Annotated in this window: 15 protein-coding genes and 2 pseudogenes; 9 read left to right on the top strand and 8 right to left on the bottom strand. The window is 70.5% G+C overall.

Going from position 1 to position 17,912, the window contains the following annotated elements:
• Positions 1–45: 45 nt before the first annotated feature.
• A complete protein-coding gene (locus KUM38_RS24890; RefSeq protein WP_254397713.1) occupies positions 46–801 on the bottom strand; it encodes an IS6 family transposase in 756 nt (251 codons plus the stop codon).
• A 207-nt stretch (positions 802–1,008) separates the two neighbouring features.
• Between KUM38_RS24890 and KUM38_RS24895 the strand changes: the two genes are divergently transcribed.
• Positions 1,009–1,494, top strand: a complete 486-nt coding sequence (locus KUM38_RS24895; protein WP_217131849.1) for a hypothetical protein — start codon at positions 1,009–1,011, stop codon at positions 1,492–1,494.
• 46 nt (positions 1,495–1,540) lie between these two features.
• Here KUM38_RS24895 and KUM38_RS24900 read toward each other — a convergent pair.
• A pseudogene (locus tag KUM38_RS24900) lies at positions 1,541–2,494 on the bottom strand (IS630 family transposase); the annotation flags it as partial.
• A 6-nt stretch (positions 2,495–2,500) separates the two neighbouring features.
• On the opposite strand from KUM38_RS24900, the pseudogene KUM38_RS24905 reads away from it, so the two are divergent.
• From KUM38_RS24905 to KUM38_RS24915, 3 genes and pseudogenes are all read left to right on the top strand, one after another.
• A pseudogene (locus KUM38_RS24905) lies at positions 2,501–2,883 on the top strand (carboxymuconolactone decarboxylase family protein); the annotation flags it as partial.
• Positions 2,884–3,027: 144 nt separating this feature from the next.
• Positions 3,028–4,443, top strand: a complete 1,416-nt coding sequence (locus tag KUM38_RS24910; protein WP_254397714.1) for an FAD-binding oxidoreductase — start codon at positions 3,028–3,030, stop codon at positions 4,441–4,443.
• 129 nt (positions 4,444–4,572) lie between these two features.
• A complete protein-coding gene (locus KUM38_RS24915; RefSeq protein WP_217131853.1) occupies positions 4,573–5,379 on the top strand; it encodes an alpha/beta fold hydrolase in 807 nt (268 codons plus the stop codon).
• Between the two features lie 150 nt (positions 5,380–5,529).
• Here the strand turns inward: KUM38_RS24915 and KUM38_RS24920 are convergent, their stop codons facing one another.
• Positions 5,530–5,919 (bottom strand): hypothetical protein, encoded by a 390-nt coding sequence (locus KUM38_RS24920; RefSeq protein ID WP_217131855.1) that lies wholly within the window; start codon positions 5,917–5,919, stop codon positions 5,530–5,532.
• Positions 5,920–6,078: 159 nt separating this feature from the next.
• Positions 6,079–6,237, bottom strand: coding sequence for a hypothetical protein (locus KUM38_RS24925; RefSeq protein WP_217131857.1), 159 nt, complete (start codon positions 6,235–6,237; stop codon positions 6,079–6,081).
• Positions 6,238–6,367: 130 nt separating this feature from the next.
• On the opposite strand from KUM38_RS24925, the gene KUM38_RS24930 reads away from it, so the two are divergent.
• Positions 6,368–7,432 (top strand): LacI family DNA-binding transcriptional regulator, encoded by a 1,065-nt coding sequence (locus tag KUM38_RS24930; protein WP_217131866.1) that lies wholly within the window; start codon positions 6,368–6,370, stop codon positions 7,430–7,432.
• A gap of 139 nt (positions 7,433–7,571) precedes the next feature.
• Here KUM38_RS24930 and KUM38_RS24935 read toward each other — a convergent pair whose 3' ends face one another.
• Genes KUM38_RS24935 through KUM38_RS24950 form a run of 4 tightly spaced genes read right to left on the bottom strand, consistent with a single transcriptional unit; the run spans position 7,572 to position 12,163 of the window.
• Positions 7,572–8,930, bottom strand: coding sequence for a glycoside hydrolase family 32 protein (locus KUM38_RS24935; RefSeq protein WP_217131867.1), 1,359 nt, complete (start codon positions 8,928–8,930; stop codon positions 7,572–7,574).
• Positions 8,927–9,781, bottom strand: a complete 855-nt coding sequence (locus tag KUM38_RS24940; protein ID WP_217131870.1) for a carbohydrate ABC transporter permease — start codon at positions 9,779–9,781, stop codon at positions 8,927–8,929. The genes KUM38_RS24935 and KUM38_RS24940 overlap by 4 nt, the downstream gene beginning before the upstream one ends.
• Before the next feature lie 13 nt (positions 9,782–9,794).
• Positions 9,795–10,760 (bottom strand): carbohydrate ABC transporter permease, encoded by a 966-nt coding sequence (locus KUM38_RS24945; RefSeq protein ID WP_217131871.1) that lies wholly within the window; start codon positions 10,758–10,760, stop codon positions 9,795–9,797.
• Positions 10,757–12,163 (bottom strand): extracellular solute-binding protein, encoded by a 1,407-nt coding sequence (locus tag KUM38_RS24950; RefSeq protein ID WP_217131873.1) that lies wholly within the window; start codon positions 12,161–12,163, stop codon positions 10,757–10,759. The genes KUM38_RS24945 and KUM38_RS24950 overlap by 4 nt, the downstream gene beginning before the upstream one ends.
• Before the next feature lie 186 nt (positions 12,164–12,349).
• Between KUM38_RS24950 and KUM38_RS24955 the strand changes: the two genes are divergently transcribed.
• The 4 genes from KUM38_RS24955 (at position 12,350) to KUM38_RS24970 (ending at position 17,830) form a co-directional block, all read left to right on the top strand.
• Positions 12,350–13,900, top strand: coding sequence for a glycoside hydrolase family 32 protein (locus tag KUM38_RS24955; protein WP_217131875.1), 1,551 nt, complete (start codon positions 12,350–12,352; stop codon positions 13,898–13,900).
• Positions 13,901–14,687: 787 nt separating this feature from the next.
• Positions 14,688–15,755, top strand: a complete 1,068-nt coding sequence (locus KUM38_RS24960) for a polysaccharide lyase family 1 protein (protein ID WP_217131877.1) — start codon at positions 14,688–14,690, stop codon at positions 15,753–15,755.
• A gap of 13 nt (positions 15,756–15,768) precedes the next feature.
• Entirely contained in the window at positions 15,769–16,779 is a 1,011-nt protein-coding gene (locus tag KUM38_RS24965) for a polysaccharide lyase family 1 protein (protein ID WP_217131879.1), read from the top strand.
• A 16-nt stretch (positions 16,780–16,795) separates the two neighbouring features.
• A complete protein-coding gene (locus KUM38_RS24970; RefSeq protein WP_217131881.1) occupies positions 16,796–17,830 on the top strand; it encodes a polysaccharide lyase family 1 protein in 1,035 nt (344 codons plus the stop codon).
• Positions 17,831–17,912: the final 82 nt, after the last annotated feature.

Here is a 17,912-nt window from a genome sequence, read left to right on the forward strand (position 1 = left end):
TGACGGTGTGTCGGGGCGTGACGGCCCCCGGGTACGGTCCTGTGTTCAGGCCGTGGTGGGCCGGCCGGCGGCGCCGGTGATCTGATCCCAGATGGCGAAGCGGACGGTCATCCCGGCTCGGTAGTGATGTGCGGGCACCAGGTGACGGTGGGACCGGAAGCGCGGCGAAATGCCGCTGAACGCGGACAGGAACCGCTGCACCCCGCCGACCCAGCGGAAGCCCTTCATCACGCGTTCGCGCCGGCGGGTGGGCTGGTGGCTGTTCTCCGCCCGATTGTTGAGGTACTTCGACTGCCGGTGCTCGACGGAGGGCATGACCTCGCGGTGGGCGGCGCGGTAGGAGCGCAGCTTGTCGGTGACCACCACCCGCGACACCGCACGCGTCTTCTTCATCAGGTGGCGGAAGAACCGCCTGGCGGCGGCCTTGTCCCGCCGGTTCTGCACGAGGATGTCGGGGATGTTGCCGCCGACGTCGACGGCTCGCCACGGATACTTCAGCTCGCCGTTGACCTTGATGAACACCTCGTCCAGATCCCATGTGTCCCCGGGCCGGGGCCGGCGGCTGCGCAGTCCGTTCGCATACGCCTGACCAAACCTGGCGCACCAGCGGCGCACGGTCTCGTACGAGACGATGACGCCGCGCTGGAGCATCAGCTCCTCCACCTCGCGGAACGACAGCGGAAAGCGGAAGTACAGCCACACGCGGTGGGAGATGACCTCGACCTGGTAGCGAGCCCCTTGTACGACGGCGACGCACTGTCCACGGACGATCCTTCCCCGCGTGATCAGCCTGAAGACCATCCCACCCGGTCAGCCAACGTGACAGCGCCGCAGCACCTCGCGGCTGGTCACCGCGGACCGCCCTTGAGACCGGTCGGCGCGCGCTCAGGTCCCGGCCGGATCGTGAGGGTGTGTGGCGCGATTGCCGCCGTTGACCGCCTTGTCCGTGCCATGCCACCTTCGGACGACCCCCGCGCCGGGGGCAGTCATCCACGGGAGGGACACACGGTGACCACAGGCAACGGGTACAGGAGAGGCAGAGGCACCAGGATCGCCGTCGCGCTGACGGCGATCCTGGTCGCGGCAGCCATGGCGGGACCGGCCGCGGCAGCCGCCGGCGGTCCGCCGGCCGGCGCACCGGTGACCGCGCAGTCGATCGCGATGAGCGACCCCACGCCCGAGGAGCAGGAGCAGCTGCGGGCCATCGCCGGTGCCATCTGGACGCCCGAGCTGGCGGCCGGCTGGAACATGAACGCCGAGGTGGCCGACGTACTGTCCACGGCCACCGGCGAGATCCTCAAGTGCAGCGAGGCGTTCGCCCTCGTACCGCGCCCGGCCGGCTTCGTGCCCGGACTCGGTTACCTGGTCAACTACTGGAAGAACCTTCGCGACTACTTCCTGGCCGTCAAGAGTGACCGGACCTACCGCGCCTGTGTGGTCACCGCCGCGGCCAACTACCGCTCACCCATCGAAATGGCCTCCATGGGCATCTGACCCACCCAGCCGGCGGACCGCGAGCGGCTGCCCAGCCGCTCGCCGGCTAGTGACCTGAGTCGGAGATCCGTCGGCAGTAGGCGGCAGTAGGCGGCGCCTTCGTCGAGGATCTCATCGGCGGTCTTCGTCCAGATGAACGGCCTGGGGTGCTCGTTCCAGTCCGCGAGCCAGGACCGGATGTCGCGTTCGAGGGCCTGGACGGAGCGGTGGACACCGCGCTTGAGCTTCTTCTGCGTCAGCTCGGCGAACCACCGCTCCACCAGGTTCAGCCAGGACGAACTCGTCGGCGTGAAGTGCAGGTGGAAACGCGGATGTGCCAGCAGCCACTTCTTGACGGCGGGCGTCAGTTGTCGAGGATGAGATGCACCTCGAGCTCCGCGGGGACTTCCCTGTCCAGCTCGGCCAGGAACTTCTTGAACTCCACGGCCCGGTGCCGGCGGTGCAGGGAGCCGATCACCTTCCCCGTGGCGGCCTCCAGGGCCGCGAACAGGGTGGTGGTGCCGGCGCGGACGTGGTCGTGGCTGCGGCGTTCGGGAACGCCGGGCATCATCGGCAGCACGGGCTGGGACCGGTCCAGGGCCTGGATCTGCGACTTCTCGTCCACGCAGAGGACCAGGGCCTTCTCCGGAGGGTCGAGGTAGAGGCCGACGACGTCGCGGACCTTGTCGATGAACAGCGGGTCGGTGGACGGCAGAGACGTCTGCGAGCGGTGCGGCGCGAGTGCGAAAGCCCGCCAGATCCGCGAGATCGCCGACTGCGACATGCCGGTGGCCGCCGCCATCGACCTGGTCGACCAGTGGGTGGCGTTCTTCGGCTTCTCCTCCAGCGTCTTGACGACGACCCGCTCGACATCCGCGTCGGTGATCTTCCGCGGGACACCGGGCCGCGGCTCGTCGGACAGACCGTCCAGGCCCCGTTCGATAAAACGCCGCCGTCAGGTGCGGACCGTGTCCGGAGAGGCACCCAGCCGGCGTGACACCTCCATGATCGGATGCCCCTCACAACGGCGGCCGGGCTGGACCGCCTCCTCGTGGAACCGATCAACATCCGGGTCCCCCAGCTGAGCGCCTGTGCCTACTGCCTCAGCCTGCGCACCAGGGCCGCGCTACGGGCCGGCGAGACCGTCCAGCGCCTGGGAGTCCTGTCGGCCTGGCGCGACACCGAACCGTTCTCCTCCCGCGAGCGCGCGGCGCTCGCGCTCGCGGAGGCCACCACCCACCCCGCCGACGCCGGCGCGCGGAGCAGCGCCTACGCCGAGGCACGGGGCGTCCTGTCGGACGACGAGATCTCCGCCGTGATCTGAGTGGCGATCAGCATCAACGCCTTCAACCGGTCTCCGTCCTGAGCAAGTACCCGGTGCGCAGCGGTTCGGCGACGCCGTCGCCGTGACGGTGGCGGCGTCACGTCACTGCGCGCACCCGGCCGCCCGCGCAGTGGTGCGGAGTGGCTGGGCCCGCATGCGGGCCCAGCCACTCCGCATTAGCGTGGAAGGGATCGCGGTAGCCAGCAGCGCGCACCGGGAGGGTGACGCCGATGCCGGACACACAAGGGACCGTACGGATAAACGCCGCAGAGCAGGTGATGGCGGACGAACTCCGCTCCTCACTGCGGGGTGAAGTGATCGACCGCGGGCATCCCGGATACGACGAGGCGCGGACCGTGTGGAACGGGTTGGTCGACCGCCGCCCCGCGCTCATCGCCCGGTGCACGGGTACGGCGGACGTCGTCGAGGCGGTACGGGTCGCGCGCGAGCACCGTCCCGTCGTCAGCATCCGCGGTGGCGGGCACCAGGTGGCGGGCAGCGCGGTGTGCGACGACGGGCTGGTGATCGATCTGTCACGCATGAAGGGCGTGCACGTCGACCCCGCCGCCCGCACCGCGCGGGCCCAGGCGGGCGTGACCTGGGGCGAGCTCGACCGCGAGACCCAGCTGCACCGTCTGGCCACACCGGGTGGAGAGATCTCGGCCACCGGGATCGCCGGACTCACGCTCGGCGGCGGCTTCGGCTTCGTGATGCGGACGTTCGGTCTGAGTTGCGACAGCGTCCGCTCCCTCACGATCGTCACCGCGGACGGCGTGGTGCGCACGGCGAGTCGGGAGGAGGAACCCGAACTGTTCTGGGCGGCGCGCGGCGGCGGCCGGGGCATCGGAGTCGTCACGTCCTTCGAGTTCGACCTTCACCCGCTCGGCCCCGAGGTGGCCGGCGTGCTGGCTCTCCACCCGTACGAGCGCGCCGAGGAAGTGCTGCGGGCCTGGCGGGACGCGACCCGCACCGCGCCGGAGACGGTCACCCCGGAACTCCTGCTCTGGACCGTGCCCGCGGACCCCGCGCTCCCTCCCGAACTGCACCGGGCGAACTGCGTGATGGTAGGCGCCGTGTACGGGGGCCCGCCGGGCGACGGTGCCGCTGCCGCGCTGGCGCCGCAACGCGAACTGGGGCCTCCGCTCGTCGACTTGAGCGGAACCGTGCCCTACGTCGCGCTGCAGAGCGCCAACACGTGGCGCTTCCCCGACGGCGAGCGCTACTTCATGAAGTCCCACTTCATGGACGAGCTGAGCGACGAGGCCATCACCACCCTGGTGGACCTGTACTCCCGGCGGCCGACTCCGGAGAGCCTGATCGTCGTCCGCACCCTGGGCGGCGCCGTGGCGCACGTCGGCCCCGATGACAGCGCGTTCGCGCATCGGACCGCGCGCTACAACGTCAGCATCGACGCGGGCTGGCAGGACCCGGCGCTGGACGAGACCGCGATCGGCTGGGCACGCTCGGCCTGGGACGCGATGAAACCGTTCTCGAGCGGCGGGACGTACGTCAACTTCGCCGGGCTCGGCGAGGACGCCGTCGAGTTGCGGGGCGCGGTCTTCGGCTCGCACGAGGAACGACTCGAGCGCATCCGCGCCGCATACGACCCGGACGGCCTCTTCGCATCGGCCGCGCGCAGACCGTGAGCACGCGGACAGATTCCGAGGCGGGCGGTCCCCCTCCCCTCCGTTCGGCCACGCCCGGGCCTCCCCGCCCGGCTTCGGCCCCGCGAAGATGAAGAGGATTCCCCGCACCAGCCGTCCAGGAGGCCGAAGATGGGCGAAATGATCGACGTGGGCGACGTCGGGCTCTGGGTCGAGCGCCGGGGCACGGGACCCGATGTCCTGCTCATCGCCGGGCTCGGTGACACCGCCGAGGCGTGGCAGTCCCAACTCGACGGGCTCGCGGACCGCTATCGGCTCACCGCCTTCGACAACCGTGGCGCCGGGCGCACGCCGCTGCCCGAGGGACCTCTCTCGGTGCCCCGGATGGCCGACGACGCCGCCGCGCTCCTGGAGACCCTGAAGATCCCGACCGCCCACGTCGCCGGTTTCTCGGGAGGCAGCTTCATCGCCCAGGAGCTGGCACTGAGCCGTCCCGAACTCGTCAGCAGTCTCGTCCTCATGAGCACATGTGCTCGGCCCGACGCCTATTTCCGCACCACGACGGGCTTCTGGCACTGGATGGCCGAGCGCGCCCCGAACGAGCGCGCCATGCTCGAGGCGTTCTACCTGCGGGTCTACACGCCGCGTGCACACGCCGACGGCACGGTCGACCGGATCATCGAGGAGGCGCTGGCCTTCCCGCACCCGCAGTCCGTCGATGCCTTCCAGCGGCAGCTCGCCGCGTTCACCGGCCACGACACGATCGACCGGCTGGCGGAGATCACCGCGCCGACGCTCGTCCTGGCCGGTGAACTCGACATCGCCACCCCACCGCGTCTCGGCCGCGTGGTCGCCGAGGGGATTCCCGGTGCCGAGTTCGAGATATTGCCCGGGGAGGCGCATCAGCCCTTCCAGGAAGTCCCGGACTTGTTCAACGCCCGCGTCGACGCCTTCTGGCGGGTGATCCGCTCCGACTGACGCCGCGCTGCGGACTCCTCGTTCGCCACCCACATGCTGTGCTGTGCGGCACGGAACAGTGCCTCGCACATGGGCCGACCTCACCGGCGTCGGGAACAGCGGCCGTCTGGTTGGTGGCCGCCAAGGGTCATACGAAGCGTATCGGTGCGATCACACTCGTGACCGGCTCGTGGCGAGCGGTTGGCCTGGATCGGACACCGCGGCCGGTAACTGCCGCCGCCCGCCTCGGTTTTGTTCCGTACCGGTCCAGCCTTCCCCAGCCGCGAAGAGGCTCTGGTCGAGGTCCAGCGCGAGGACGCCGGTGCGCAGGCCGACGGTGACGGTGGCGCCGTCGGCTGTGCGTTCACGGGCACGATCGTCGGGCACCTGCTGGAGCAGGGCGTGGATCGGGATGCCGAGCGGGATCGTAGGTACGGGGCGTCCGGTGACGGGGTGCCACAGCCGGACGGCGCCGTCCAGGCCGCCGGAGACCAGAAGGCCGCGGCCGTCGCCACGCGTGGCGAGCGTGACGGCCGGGACCTGGTCGGTGTGCACGGTCAACGGCTCTCCGATCCGGCGATGTCGGAGCGGGCCCCGGAGACGGACGGTCCCGTCCGCTCCGGCGGAGGCCGGCCTCTGTCCTTGGCCGGGGCGGCCCGGTACGGACGCCGGCGACCAGACCCGGCTGTGGTGACCGGTCAGGGGTTCGCCATGTGGCGTTCAGAACTCGATGTTCCACAGGCGGACCGTGCCGTCATTGCCGACCGGGGCGAGCAGCGGCGACGCCCCGTCGCGGTGGACGAGACGGATGGCGCGGATGGGGCCGTCGTGGCCATGCAGCGGCCGTTCCACACGTTCGGCGGTGGCGACGTTCTGCACGGCGAGGATCCCATCGCGGCCACCAGCCACGACCCGGGCGGGAGGGTGGAGCGGTCGCCGACGGCCGCGTCCGGTTAGGCTGAGCAGAGATCAACCGTGCGGGCGGGGGAAGCAGAGGACAGCGGATGCCATGACGAGCGCAGAAGGCAAACACACGACGGGAACGGGGCGTCCCACCTCACGGGACGTCGCCCGGCTCGCCGGCGTGTCGCACACCGCCGTCTCCTTCGTCTTCAATGGCCGTGCCGAGGGCAACCTCTCCCCCGCCACCCAGGAACGTATCCGGCTGGCCGCCGCTCAGCTCGGCTACCGGCCCGACCCCGTCGCCCGCGGCCTGCGTCGCCGCCGTACGGCCGTGATCGGGCTGGTCACCGACGAGATCGCGTCCTCCCCGTTCGCGGGCCGGCTGCTGCGCGGCGCGATGGAGACGGCCTGGGCGAGCGAGCACCTCGTGCTCACCATCGACTCCGGCGGCGACCCCGCCAAGGAGGACGCGGCCGTCGCCGAACTCCTGGACCGGCGGGTGGACGGCATCATCTACGCCGCCATGTCGTTGCGCCGGGTCCGCGTCCCCGAGGGGCTGCACCGTACCCACTCCGTCCTCGCCAACTGCCTGCCCGAGGACGGCTCCCTGTCCGCCGTCGTCCCCGCCGAGCGGGCCGGCGGCCGTACGGCGGCCCGGCTGCTGCTCGACCACGGGCACCGTAGGATCGCCTACATAGGGGGACTGGACGACATCGCGTTCGTGGAGCGGCTGGGCGGCTTCCGTGACGCGCTGCGCGCCGAGGGGATCACCGTCCCCAAGAAGTGGGTGGTACGCACCGGTGGAGAGATCGCCGGAGGCTACGACGGCGCCATGCGGCTGCTCGACGGCGCGGAGCCGGCCCGCCGTCCCACTGCCGTCTTCTGCTACAACGACCGGGTCGCGGCGGGCGTTCTGCACGCCGCGACCCGGCTCGGCGTCGCCGTCCCCGCCGAGCTGTCGGTGATCGGTTACGACGACCAGGAGCACATGGCCGCCTTCCTCACACCGTCCCTCACCACGGTCGCCCTCCCGCACCGCGGGATGGGCGAGTCCGCCACCCGCCTTCTCCTCGACGCCATCACCACCGGCCGCACCCCGCCGGCCGCGGTCCGCCGCCTGGCCTGCCCGGTGGTGACCCGGTCGTCGGTGGGTCCGGTCCCGACCGTGTGACGACGCGGCGGCCACCGCGGGGCCGGTGCGGCGGTGTCGTTCCGGGGAGGAAGCACGGGGCGTGCCCTTCGGCCGAGGGCGTTGCCGGGCGACGTCCGCACCGGTGACGTGGCGGTGGGCGTGATGTGGTCCCCGGTGCTCAGTTCAGGGTCGGTCCGACCAGCTCCCACGCCGTGACGGCGGCTTCGGCGCCCGTGACGGTCAGTTCGGGGGCGTCGCCGGGGCCCCGGTAGACCCGCTCGGTCACCGTGGCCCGGCCGTCCGCGAACACCTCGTACAGCGAACCGTCGACGAGGACGCGGACGTTCAGCTCCGCATCGCGCGGCACCCGCACCTCCACCGGCGCGGGCCGCCCGGCGCGCCGTACGGTCAGGGTGCCCGCTGTGGGGTCGATCCGGAGCGTCAGCCCCTCCCCCAGGCGGACCGTGGTGACCGTGCGGGCGGTGACCGTCAGGTCGTACGCGTCCGGGAGCCGTGTGCCCGTGCCCGGTACGGTGACGAACGGCTCCGGCGCCCGCAGCGTGTTCAGCTCCGGCGCCGGCAGGACCCGCAGGGTGCCGTCGGCGTGGACGTCGACGACGCGCGGCGCGGTGAGCACGCCGGCCCAGCCGGCCCGCTCGGCCTCGCCGGGCCCGTGGGACTCCCAGGACCAGCCCCACATCAGCGCCCGCTCCGGCTCCTGCAGGACGGCGGGCGCGTAGAAGTCACGGCCGTGATCGAGAGGGCCGCCGGTGTGCGGGGTGAACCGCAACCCGTGCTGCGACGAGGGTTCCAGACTGCCCGTCAGATAGCCGGTCGCACTCGGGTCGCCGTCCCACAGCGACACCACCAGCACCCGGTCCCCTCCCGGAGTCACCAGCAGCTGTGGGCACTCCCAGCCGACGGCCTTGTCGCCGAACGCGTCCACGGCCACCGGGTCGTCACCGTCCAGGAGCACACCGGCGAACCGCCAGTCCGTCAGGTCGTCGCAGTCGTACAGCAGGACCGAGGGCGTACCGTCGGCGTGGCCCGCGCCGACCAGGGCCCAGCGACGGCCGGCGTGCCGGAAGACGAACGGATCGCGGAACATCACCACGTCCAGGTCGGCCGGCGGGCCCGGCACCACGGGCACGGGCAGCGGCTTCCACTCGGTCAGCGCCGGGTCGGTTGGGTCAGCCGCGCGGGCCAGGCAGATGGTGCCGAGGCCGGTGTGGTGGTGGTCGATGCCCGTGTACACCGCCGTCGGGACTCCGTCGTCGTCGACCACGCAGCCGGACCAGCAGCCCGCCTCGTCGGGCCCGCCGGGCGTCGGGGCGAGCGCGATCGGATGGTGCTGCCAGCGGGCCAGGTCGGGGCTGGAGGCATGGCCCCAGTGGACGTCGGCGTGCACCGGCGCGCCCGGGTTGTGCTGGTAGAAGAGGTGGTAGCGGTCACCCCAACGGAACGGACCGTTCGGGTCGTTGATCCACTGGGCGGGCGGACGGACCCGGAAGCGCGGCGCGTTGCGGTCGAGGCTCAACGGTTGACTCCTGCGGAGGTGATGCCCTCGCGGAGAGGGCGCTGGCCGACGACGAACACGGCGACGGCGGGAATCATGGACAGCACCACACCGGCGAGCACCACCGAGACGGAGCCGGTGCCGAGGTTGCCCTGGAGGGAGACCAGTCCCAGCGGCAGGGTGTAGTTCTGGCCGGAGGTCTCCAGGATCAGCGGGCGGAAGAACTCGTTCCAGTGGTAGTTGAAGGCCAGTACGCCGACGATCGCGAGACCGGGCGCGGCGAGCGGGGCGTACACCGAGCGGAACACCCGCCACGGGCCCGCCCCGTCGAGCATCGCCGCCTCGCCCAGGTCCTTCGGCATGCCCAGGAAGTACTGGCGCATCAGGAAGGTGCCGAACGCGGTCGGGAACGCGGGCACGATCAGGCCGAGCAGGGTGTCGGTCAGCCCCATCGACTTCAGCACCAGGAACACCGGCACGATGGTGACCTGCAACGGCACCATCATGGTCGCCAGCACCAGGGCGAACAGCGGCTTCTTGAACCGGAACTCCAGGCGGGCGAACGCGTATCCGGCGAGCCCCGCGGTGACCATCTGGCCGACCGCGATCAGCGCCGTGACCAGCGTGGAGTTCAGGGCGAGCAGCCAGACGTCGATCTGCGCGAACACCCCGCGGTAGGCCTCGACGGTCGGCTCGGAGGGAACGATCTGCGGCGGCAGGTCGAACGACTCCGAGGGAGTGCGCAGCGAGGTGGAGACGGTCCAGATGACCGGACCGAGGGTCAGCAGGGCGCAGACGGCCAGTCCGGCGATCCGCGCCCACGGCGCGAGGGAGTGACGCACCCGGCCGGTGGTCAGGGTCGTGTGGCTCATGGGACTCACCGGCTCACTGGTAGTGGACGAAACGCCGGCTGAGCCGGAACTGGAGGGCGGTCACCGCCATGATCAGCACGAACAGCAGCACGCCCACCGCGGACGCGGTACCGAAGCGCAACTGCTCGAAGGCGGTCTCGTAGATGACCATCACGACGGTGCGGGTGGAGTCGCCGGGACCGCCGTTGGTCAGCACGTACGGCTGCTCGAAGACCTGGAGCGCGTTGATGATGCCGACCACGGACGCCACCAGCAGCGTCGGCGACAGCAGCGGCAGGGTGACGTGCAGGTGCTTGCGGAGCCCAGTGGCGCCGTCCAGGGCGGCGGCCTCGTGGACCTCCTTCGGGATGTTGTTGAGGCCGCCCACGAACAGCAGGAACGAGAACCCGAACTGCTGCCAGACATAGACCAGGATCACCGCGGCCATCGCCCCGTTCTCCGAGGTCAGCCAGGGCACCGGAGCGATCCCGGCCAGCCCGAGCAGCCAGTTCACCAGCCCGAAGTCCTGGTTGAACAGGTACTTCATCACCACGGAGATGGACGCCGCGGACAGCACCAGCGGGAAGAAGAACGCCGACCGGAACACCGACCGCAGCCACACCGGCATCCGCCCGTTCACCGTGATCGCCAGGACCAGCGCGATCAGCAGTTGCAGCGCGACCGCCAGCACCATGAACAGCAGCGTGTTGCGGAAGGAGACCAGCACGGTCGAGTCGCCGAAGACCTCGCCGTAGTTGGCCGCTCCGGCGAAGCGCGGATCGTCGATCACGTTCCAGTGGAAGAGGCTCAGCACCACCGAGCCGACGATGGGGACGACCGTGAAGACGACGATGCCGACGATCGTCGGCGCCAGGAACAGGGCGGCCAGCAGCCGCGTGCCGCGCTCCCGCGCGGAGGGACGGGCCGCGGCCGCGGGCGTCCGGGGCGCCGGCTGCGAACGGGCCGGCGGGATCCGGGTGTTCATCCGGGTGTTCGTCATACGTCACGCTCCATGGCCTTCTCCAGATCGCCCTGGAGCCGGCGCAGCGCCGGACGGACCGCGCGCGGGGAGGACAGGGCGGTGCCGGTGTGCTTCAGCAGCACCTGCTCGACCTCGGCGACCTGCGGTGGCGCCGGGACGGGTCCCGTGTCGGGGAACCGGTCGAGGGTGTCGTAGAAGACCCTCCAGTGGTCGGGGCCGGTCTCCCGGTAGCGGTCGGCGGTCAGCATCGAGCGGCGCGCCGGGGTCGTCTGGTTGGTGGTGAACAGCCGGGTCAGCGTGTCCTTGCGGGCGGCGTACTTGATGAACTCCCACGCCTCCTCCTGCCGCTTCGAGGTGCGCAGCAGCGCGTAGCCCGCCGCGCCGTACTGGTGGCGCTGGGTGCGCCCGCGCGGGAAGTACTGCACGTCGTAGCCGTCGGCGGGCATCCCCGCCTGGTGCAGGCCGCCCGCCCAGAAGCCGCCCGCGGGCGTCACCCCGACCCGGCCCGTGGAGAACACGCCGACCAGGTTCTGCCCGTTGCCGCCCTCGGGACGGGTGCACAGGCCCTCCTCGATGAGGGAGGCCAGGTACTCGTACGTCTCCTCGAAGCGGGCGCCGGTCGCCTGCGGCGTGGTCCAGCGGAAGCCACCGCCGCGCCCGCGGCGCTGTTCCGCCGGGTAGAAGGCGTTCCACAGCCAGTCGCCGCCGGGCGCCTTGGACTCGGCCAGCAGGTTGGTGCCGTTGGCGAAGAGCCAGGGCACCACCCCGCCCCACAGCCGGTTGGTCCAGAAGTACGGCGTGAAGTGCGAGTCGCTCGACTTCTTCATCCGGCGCAGCAGGGCGGTGAAGTCGTCGCGGGTCCAGTCGGGCGGCGGACGGTCCGCGCCGGCCCGTCGCAGCACCTGCCGGTTGAGGTACATGTCGGCCGCGTTGAACTCCACGGGCAGCTGGTACAGGCTGCCCTCGTACATCATCGACTCCACCAGGGAGGGGTGGACGTCGGCGAAGTACTCCCGCAGCTCGTCGGCGTCCCGCCGGACCCAGCGGTCCAGGGGCACCCCGAGCCGCCGCGCGAACAGCTGCACGCCCTCCGTCGCGACGTAGACCAGGTCGGGGGCCGTGCCCGCGGCGATCTGGGTGAGGATCTTGGCGAAGAAGTCCGACCAGTCGACGGCCTGCACCGCGTTGATCCGGAGCTTGATGTCGGGGTACTGCTCGGCGAAGCCCTCGGTGAGGGCGCGCACGGCGGCCGGGCCGTAGGCGGGGCCCAGGGTGGCGACGACGAGGGAGCCGTCGTCGCGGCCGGGGATGTCGGCCCCGGTGAGCCGGTCCCAGGAGGCGGCGGTGCCGGCCAGCGCGGCGGCCGCCGCGCCGTAGGCGCCGTACCGCAGCAGGCTGCGGCGGGTGTGCGAGTCGGTCATCGGACGTGCCTAACTCGTGTTAGTCAAGAGCTGATGCCGATGATGATGGGAACCGCGTCGCATACCTGTCAAGACTCGGGAACCCCTTGACCTTTAACGAGTTAGGTCTACAGTCCTGGTTCCACGAGAGCCGCCGTTCCGAGCCACCGCTTCCGGGGCTCGCTCGAACGAGAGGAACGATGTGTGATGAGTGGACTGTCCAGACGAGCGCTCTTCGCCGGGTCAGCCGCCGGCGCCGGCGCCGCGCTGCTGCCGACGGCGGGCCCCGCCGCGGCCGGGCCCCGGGCCGCCGCCGAGACCTGCGCCCGCTACCGGGCGGCGTACCACTTCACCGTCCCCGACCAGTGGAAGAACGACCCGCAGCGCCCGGTCTGGATCGACGGCGAGTACCACTACTACTACCTGTACAACCCGGACTACTTCGCCGGCGGCACCACGGCAGGCACCGCCTGGCGCCTGGTCACCAGCACCGACCTGGTCCGCTTCACCGACCGCGGCATCGCCGTCCCGAAGGACACCACGCCCAACGGTGACGTCTGGTCGGGCTCGGCGGTCGTGGACACGCGGGGCACGGCGGGCTTCGGCGCCGGCGCGGTGATCGTGCTCGCGACCATGGAACCGACGGGCGGTGCGCAGGCCCAGTACCTGTACTACTCCACCGACGGCGGCCGCACCTTCCGCCCTCACGGCACCGCCCCGGTCCTGCCCAATCCCGGCGGCCGCGACTTCCGCGACCCGAAGGTGATCCGCGACGAGGAGCGCGGCCGGTGGGTGATGGCGCTCGCCGAGAACAACAAGGTGGGCTTCTACCACTCGGCCGACCTGAAGGCGTGGAGGTACGCCGGCGGTTTCATCAAGGACGGCATCGGCGTGCTGGAGTGCCCCGACCTGTTCCGGATCACCGCCGAGGACGGCACCGTGAAGTGGGTGCTCGGGGTGAGCGCCAACGCCAAGGGCGCCGGGCTGCCCAACACCTACGCCTACTGGACCGGCGCCTTCGACGGCAGCGCCTTCGCCCCCGACACGCCGGACCCGCAGTGGCTCGACCACGGCTGGGACTGGTACGGCGCCGTCACCTTCGAGAAACGGAACGCCGGCGGCACCCTCGACGAGCGCGCCCGCTACGCCATCGGCTGGCTGAACAACTGGGACTACGCCAACACCACGCCCACCATCGACACCGACGGCTTCAACGGCACCGACTCCATCGTCCGCGAGGTGACCCTCAAGCGCGCCGCCACCGGCACCTACCACCTCGCCTCCCGCCCGGTCGCCGCCCTGGACCGGTACGTCTCGCGCACGGTGAGACTGGGCGACCTCACGGTCGAGGGCACGCGGGTACTCGACTACCGCGGCACCGCCTACGAGGTGAGCTGCGAGATCACCTGGGACCAGCTCACCGGCGCGGGTCTCCAGCTGCGCCGCTCCAACGACGGCGGCCGCCACGTCGACGCGGGGGTGTACCGCGACTACGCCTTCCTCAACCGGAGGTCCACCGTCAACCCGGACGCCTCGGGGCGCTGGCAGGAGAGCAAGAGCCCGTTCGATCCGTCGGCGCGGCGGGTGCGGCTGCGAGTTCTGGTGGACCGCACGTCGGTGGAGATGTTCGTGGACGACGGCCGGTATGTGCACACCTCGGAGGCATTCCCGTACCTCATCGATGACCGGCTCGCGCTGTTCACCATCGACGGCCGGGCGGTGTTCCGGGACACGGTGATACGGGAGTTCACCGTGTGAGGTTCCTTGCCGTCGCACGGGCAAGGCTGCGGGGCCCCCATGGGTGTGGTCAAGTCGTTGGGGTGGGTCGGGGTTCGTAGAGGGTGGTTCGTGAGTCTTTGAGTGGCTCCGTCGTCGCCTGATGGCGTGGGTGCGGGGCGAAATCCGCCGGTCCGCAGCCGCTCGCCTGTCGGAAGTCCGGCGGCTCCTGGCAGTTCACCGTCCCCCACCGGCACCCCGGTGGAAAGCCGATCAAGCGCTGAGCTGGTCCTGGTGGCGCCGCCGTCACCGGGCCACCGCACAACGCTGCCACTACCGTCGCCGCGCCGAGGGAGGGCACGAACTTCCGGCACCCGATGGCACGGCAGCCCAATGGACTCGCAAAGGCACCTCTGACCAGTAGGGACAGCGAACCGCAACGGGAGTATCCGTCTCGGCCGGACGGCCGGCACACCGCCGACGCGCGGCGGCCTCGAACGAATGAGGGCGTGGCGGCGGTGTCCAGGACGAGTCTCGCGTGTCCACTGCGTGCCGCCCCGAGGCCCGTGCGCAGAAGCGCTGTTCGACCTCATCGGCCGTCCACAGCCACCCGCGCTCCCCGGCGAAGTGCATGAAGGAGCGGGGCGCGGGCCGTGCCGGATGACGCGGAATTCCGGCCTGTGGCCCGCATTCTGATGTTTGTTCATGGTCGTTTTTGGTGGTCTTTTGTTGTGTACCACCGATTGACGTGACCCGATCAATGAACCTACTTTCCGTAGAAAGCGCTTGCCCGGATGTGCTCGATTCAGGACATCAGAAAGGGCCTCCCATGCGGTTATCCCCACCGCGGTTATCCAAGAGAAAGCCCTCCCGACGCACGGCGACGGCGGTCGCCCTGGTGGCCGTGCTCGTCGGCGTGCTACTCGGTGCCGGTCCGGTCGCGGCCGCCCCGGCGGCGTCCGTGCCCGATGCTCTCACCACGGCCGACGGTTTCGCCGGCGTCGCCGCCCTGGGCCAGAACGGCACCACGGGCGGAGCCGGCGGCGCGGTCGTCACGGCCACCACCACCGCGCAGTTCCTGGACTACATCTCCCGCCCGGAGCCTCTCATCGTGCAGGTCAGCGGCACGATCACGCTGCCCGTCGGCACCTCCGACGGCATGCACCCGGTGGCGTCGGACAAGACCATCACCGGCCTGGGCGACGACGCCCGACTGACCGGCGGTGGGCTGAACATCGGCCTCCCGGCCGACGACCGGGTCACCTCGCCGCCCGCGAACGCGGTCCACAACATCATCGTCCGCAATCTGTCGATCGACGGAGCCACGGACGACCTGATCAATATCCAGATGTTCTCCCACCACATCTGGATCGACCACAACGATTTCTCCAACGGCGACGACGGTGCCGTGGACATCAAGCGGGGCTCGGATTTCGTCACCGTGTCGTGGAACCGCTTTCACGATCACGACAAGACACTGCTGCTCGGTCACGACGACGACAATGCCGCCCAGGACCGGGGTCGCCTGAGGGTCACGTACCACCACAACTATTTCGACGCCTCCGACCAGCGCAACCCGCGCGTCAGGTTCGCCGAGCCGGTGCACGTCTACAACAATTACTACCGCGACAGCAGTTACGGCGTCGCCGCGGCCATGGACGCCGGCGTGGTGCTGGAGGGCAACTACTTCTTCAGCGTCAACAACCCCGCCCGCGTGGACTTCAGCGGCGATCTGGGCCGTCTGGTCGAGCGTGACAACGTTCTGATCGACTGCAACCACGCCATCGAGACCCGGGGTTCGGTCGTCGAACCGCACACCTACTACTCCTACACGCCGCACCGCGCGGCCGACGTCCCGACCGTTGTCCCGGCTGGTGCCGGCGTCGGAAAGATCTGAGGAGCGCAGGATCATGACAGGCACCCCCCACCCCCCTCACGTCCCCCGGATCTCCCGCCGAGGCCTGCTCGCGGGCACCGCGGCCTCCGCAGCGTCCGCCGCTCTGCTGGCCGCCGGCACCGGTCGCGCCCGGGCCGCCTCCGTCACCACGCAGAGCGCCGACGGGTTCGCCGGTGTCAGCGCGCTCGGGCTCACCGGTACCACCGGCGGCGCCGGAGCCCCGGTCGTCACGGTCACCGACGCCGACACTTTCCTGGACTACTGCGACCGCAACGAGCCCTACGTCATCCAGGTCGCCGGCACCATGCGCATCACCAGCAAGCAGGGCGTCCGTTCGAACAAGACCATCATCGGTCTGGGTACCGACGCGGAGATCACCGGCGGCGGCCTGGACCTCTACCGCCGCCACAACGTCATCATCCGCAACCTGCGCTTCACCAACGCCGAGGACGACGCCATCAGCATCCAGCAGTCCTCGCACCACGTCTGGATCGACCACTGCGAGTTCAGCTCGGGCGCCGACGGCCTGATCGACATCGTGCGCGGCGCGGACTACGTCACCGTGTCCTGGAACCACTTCCACGACCACAGCAAGACGATGCTGATCGGCCACTCGGACGCCAACGGCAGCCAGGACCGCGGCACTCTGCGGGTCACCTTCCACCACAACTTCTTCGACGGCACCGACCAGCGCCACCCGAGGGTGCGGTTCGCGGAGCCGGTGCACGTCTACAACAACTACTTCCGGAACAACCGGTTGTACGGCGTGGCCTCGACCGAGGACGCGGGTGTGCTCGTCGAGGCCAACTACTTCGAGAACGTCTCGCACCCGACCTACTCCGGCTACGACGAGAGCGGCCCGGGCCGGATCGTGGAGCGCGACAACGTATACGTCAACTGCGGGCAGCCGCAGACGCTCGGCACGGTCGTGGAGCCGCGCACGTACTACGGCTACTCCCTCGACCCCGCTTCGAGCATTCCCAGCATCGTCCCGGCCGGCGTCGGCGTCGGCGTCATCGCCTGAGCCCCTGGAGGCCGACATGCACCGCAAAGGCACCCTGTTCCTCGCGGCCCTCGCCACCCTGGCTGTCACGGCCGCCGCTCCCGCCGCACCCGACTCCGCGCCCCCGTCCACCCCCTCAGCCCTGGCGGAGTCGGCCCCCACCGGATTCGCCAGTGTGAACGCGTGGGGCCAGAACGGCACCACCGGCGGCGCGGGTGGACCCACGGTGACCGTGTCCACCGCCGCCGACCTCATCGCCGCCGTCCGCGCCGAGGGCCCGAGGATCGTCCGGGTCAACGGCATGATCCAGCTGCCGGCCGGCATGTACGACGTGTCCTCCGACAAGACCGTCGTGGGCGTCGGCGCGACCTCCGGGATCTCCGGCGGCGGACTGAACATCGGCCTCCCGGCGAGCGACACCGTCACCTCGCCCCCGGCGAACGCCGTGCACAACGTCATCATCCGCAACCTGACGTTCCGCAACGCCAGCGACGACTCCATCAACGTCCAGATGTTCTCCCACCACGTCTGGATCGACCACAACGACCTGTCCGCCGGCTACGACGGACTCATCGACATCAAGCGCGGCTCCAGCTACATCACCGTCTCCTGGAACCACACCCACCACCACACCAAGAACATGCTGCTGGGCCACTCCGACAAGAACGCCGCCCAGGACACCGGCCGACTGAAGGTGACGTACCACCACAACTGGTACGACCGCACCCCGCAGCGCAACCCGCGCACCCGCTTCGGCGACCCGGTGCACATCTACAACAACTACTTCTTCGACAACAGCGACACCGGACCGGCCTGCAACGCGGACTCCGGCTGCTTCATCGAGGGCAACCACTTCGAAGAGGTCGAGGAGCCCATGACCAACAGCTACTCGGGGCCGGACGGCAGCATCGTCGAGCGCGACAACCTCTTCACCGGGGAGGAGGCCGGCGAACCGGTCGTCGGCGGCAGCGTCGAGAACCCGGCCGACTACTACGACTACACGGTGGACGACCCCGGCACCGTCAAGGACCTCGTGACGCGGGGCGCGGGGCCGGGCACGATCGGGTTGTAAGACCTCCCGCCCCGGCCTGCCGCGCCGAACTCCCTTGGCGTGGAGTGCGCTTCGGAATGAAGACTCCGCTGCGTGCCCGTAA

The organism is Streptomyces sp. AC558_RSS880 (assembly GCF_019049255.1).
Taxonomy (GTDB): Bacteria; Actinomycetota; Actinomycetes; order Streptomycetales; family Streptomycetaceae; genus Streptomyces.

Bases quoted from the DNA above. Each gene is read 5' to 3' on its own strand.
- KUM38_RS24890 (WP_254397713.1), bottom strand. From the start codon at position 801: ATGGTCTTCAGGCTGATCACGCGGGGAAGGATCGTCCGTGGACAGTGC.
- KUM38_RS24910 (WP_254397714.1), top strand. From the start codon at position 3,028: ATGCCGGACACACAAGGGACCGTACGGATAAACGCCGCAGAGCAGGTG.
- KUM38_RS24915 (WP_217131853.1), top strand. From the start codon at position 4,573: ATGGGCGAAATGATCGACGTGGGCGACGTCGGGCTCTGGGTCGAGCGC.
- KUM38_RS24930 (WP_217131866.1), top strand. From the start codon at position 6,368: ATGACGAGCGCAGAAGGCAAACACACGACGGGAACGGGGCGTCCCACC.
- KUM38_RS24940 (WP_217131870.1), bottom strand. From the start codon at position 9,781: ATGAGCCACACGACCCTGACCACCGGCCGGGTGCGTCACTCCCTCGCG.
- KUM38_RS24945 (WP_217131871.1), bottom strand. From the start codon at position 10,760: ATGACGAACACCCGGATGAACACCCGGATCCCGCCGGCCCGTTCGCAG.
- KUM38_RS24950 (WP_217131873.1), bottom strand. From the start codon at position 12,163: ATGACCGACTCGCACACCCGCCGCAGCCTGCTGCGGTACGGCGCCTAC.
- KUM38_RS24955 (WP_217131875.1), top strand. From the start codon at position 12,350: ATGAGTGGACTGTCCAGACGAGCGCTCTTCGCCGGGTCAGCCGCCGGC.
- KUM38_RS24960 (WP_217131877.1), top strand. From the start codon at position 14,688: ATGCGGTTATCCCCACCGCGGTTATCCAAGAGAAAGCCCTCCCGACGC.
- KUM38_RS24965 (WP_217131879.1), top strand. From the start codon at position 15,769: ATGACAGGCACCCCCCACCCCCCTCACGTCCCCCGGATCTCCCGCCGA.
- KUM38_RS24970 (WP_217131881.1), top strand. From the start codon at position 16,796: ATGCACCGCAAAGGCACCCTGTTCCTCGCGGCCCTCGCCACCCTGGCT.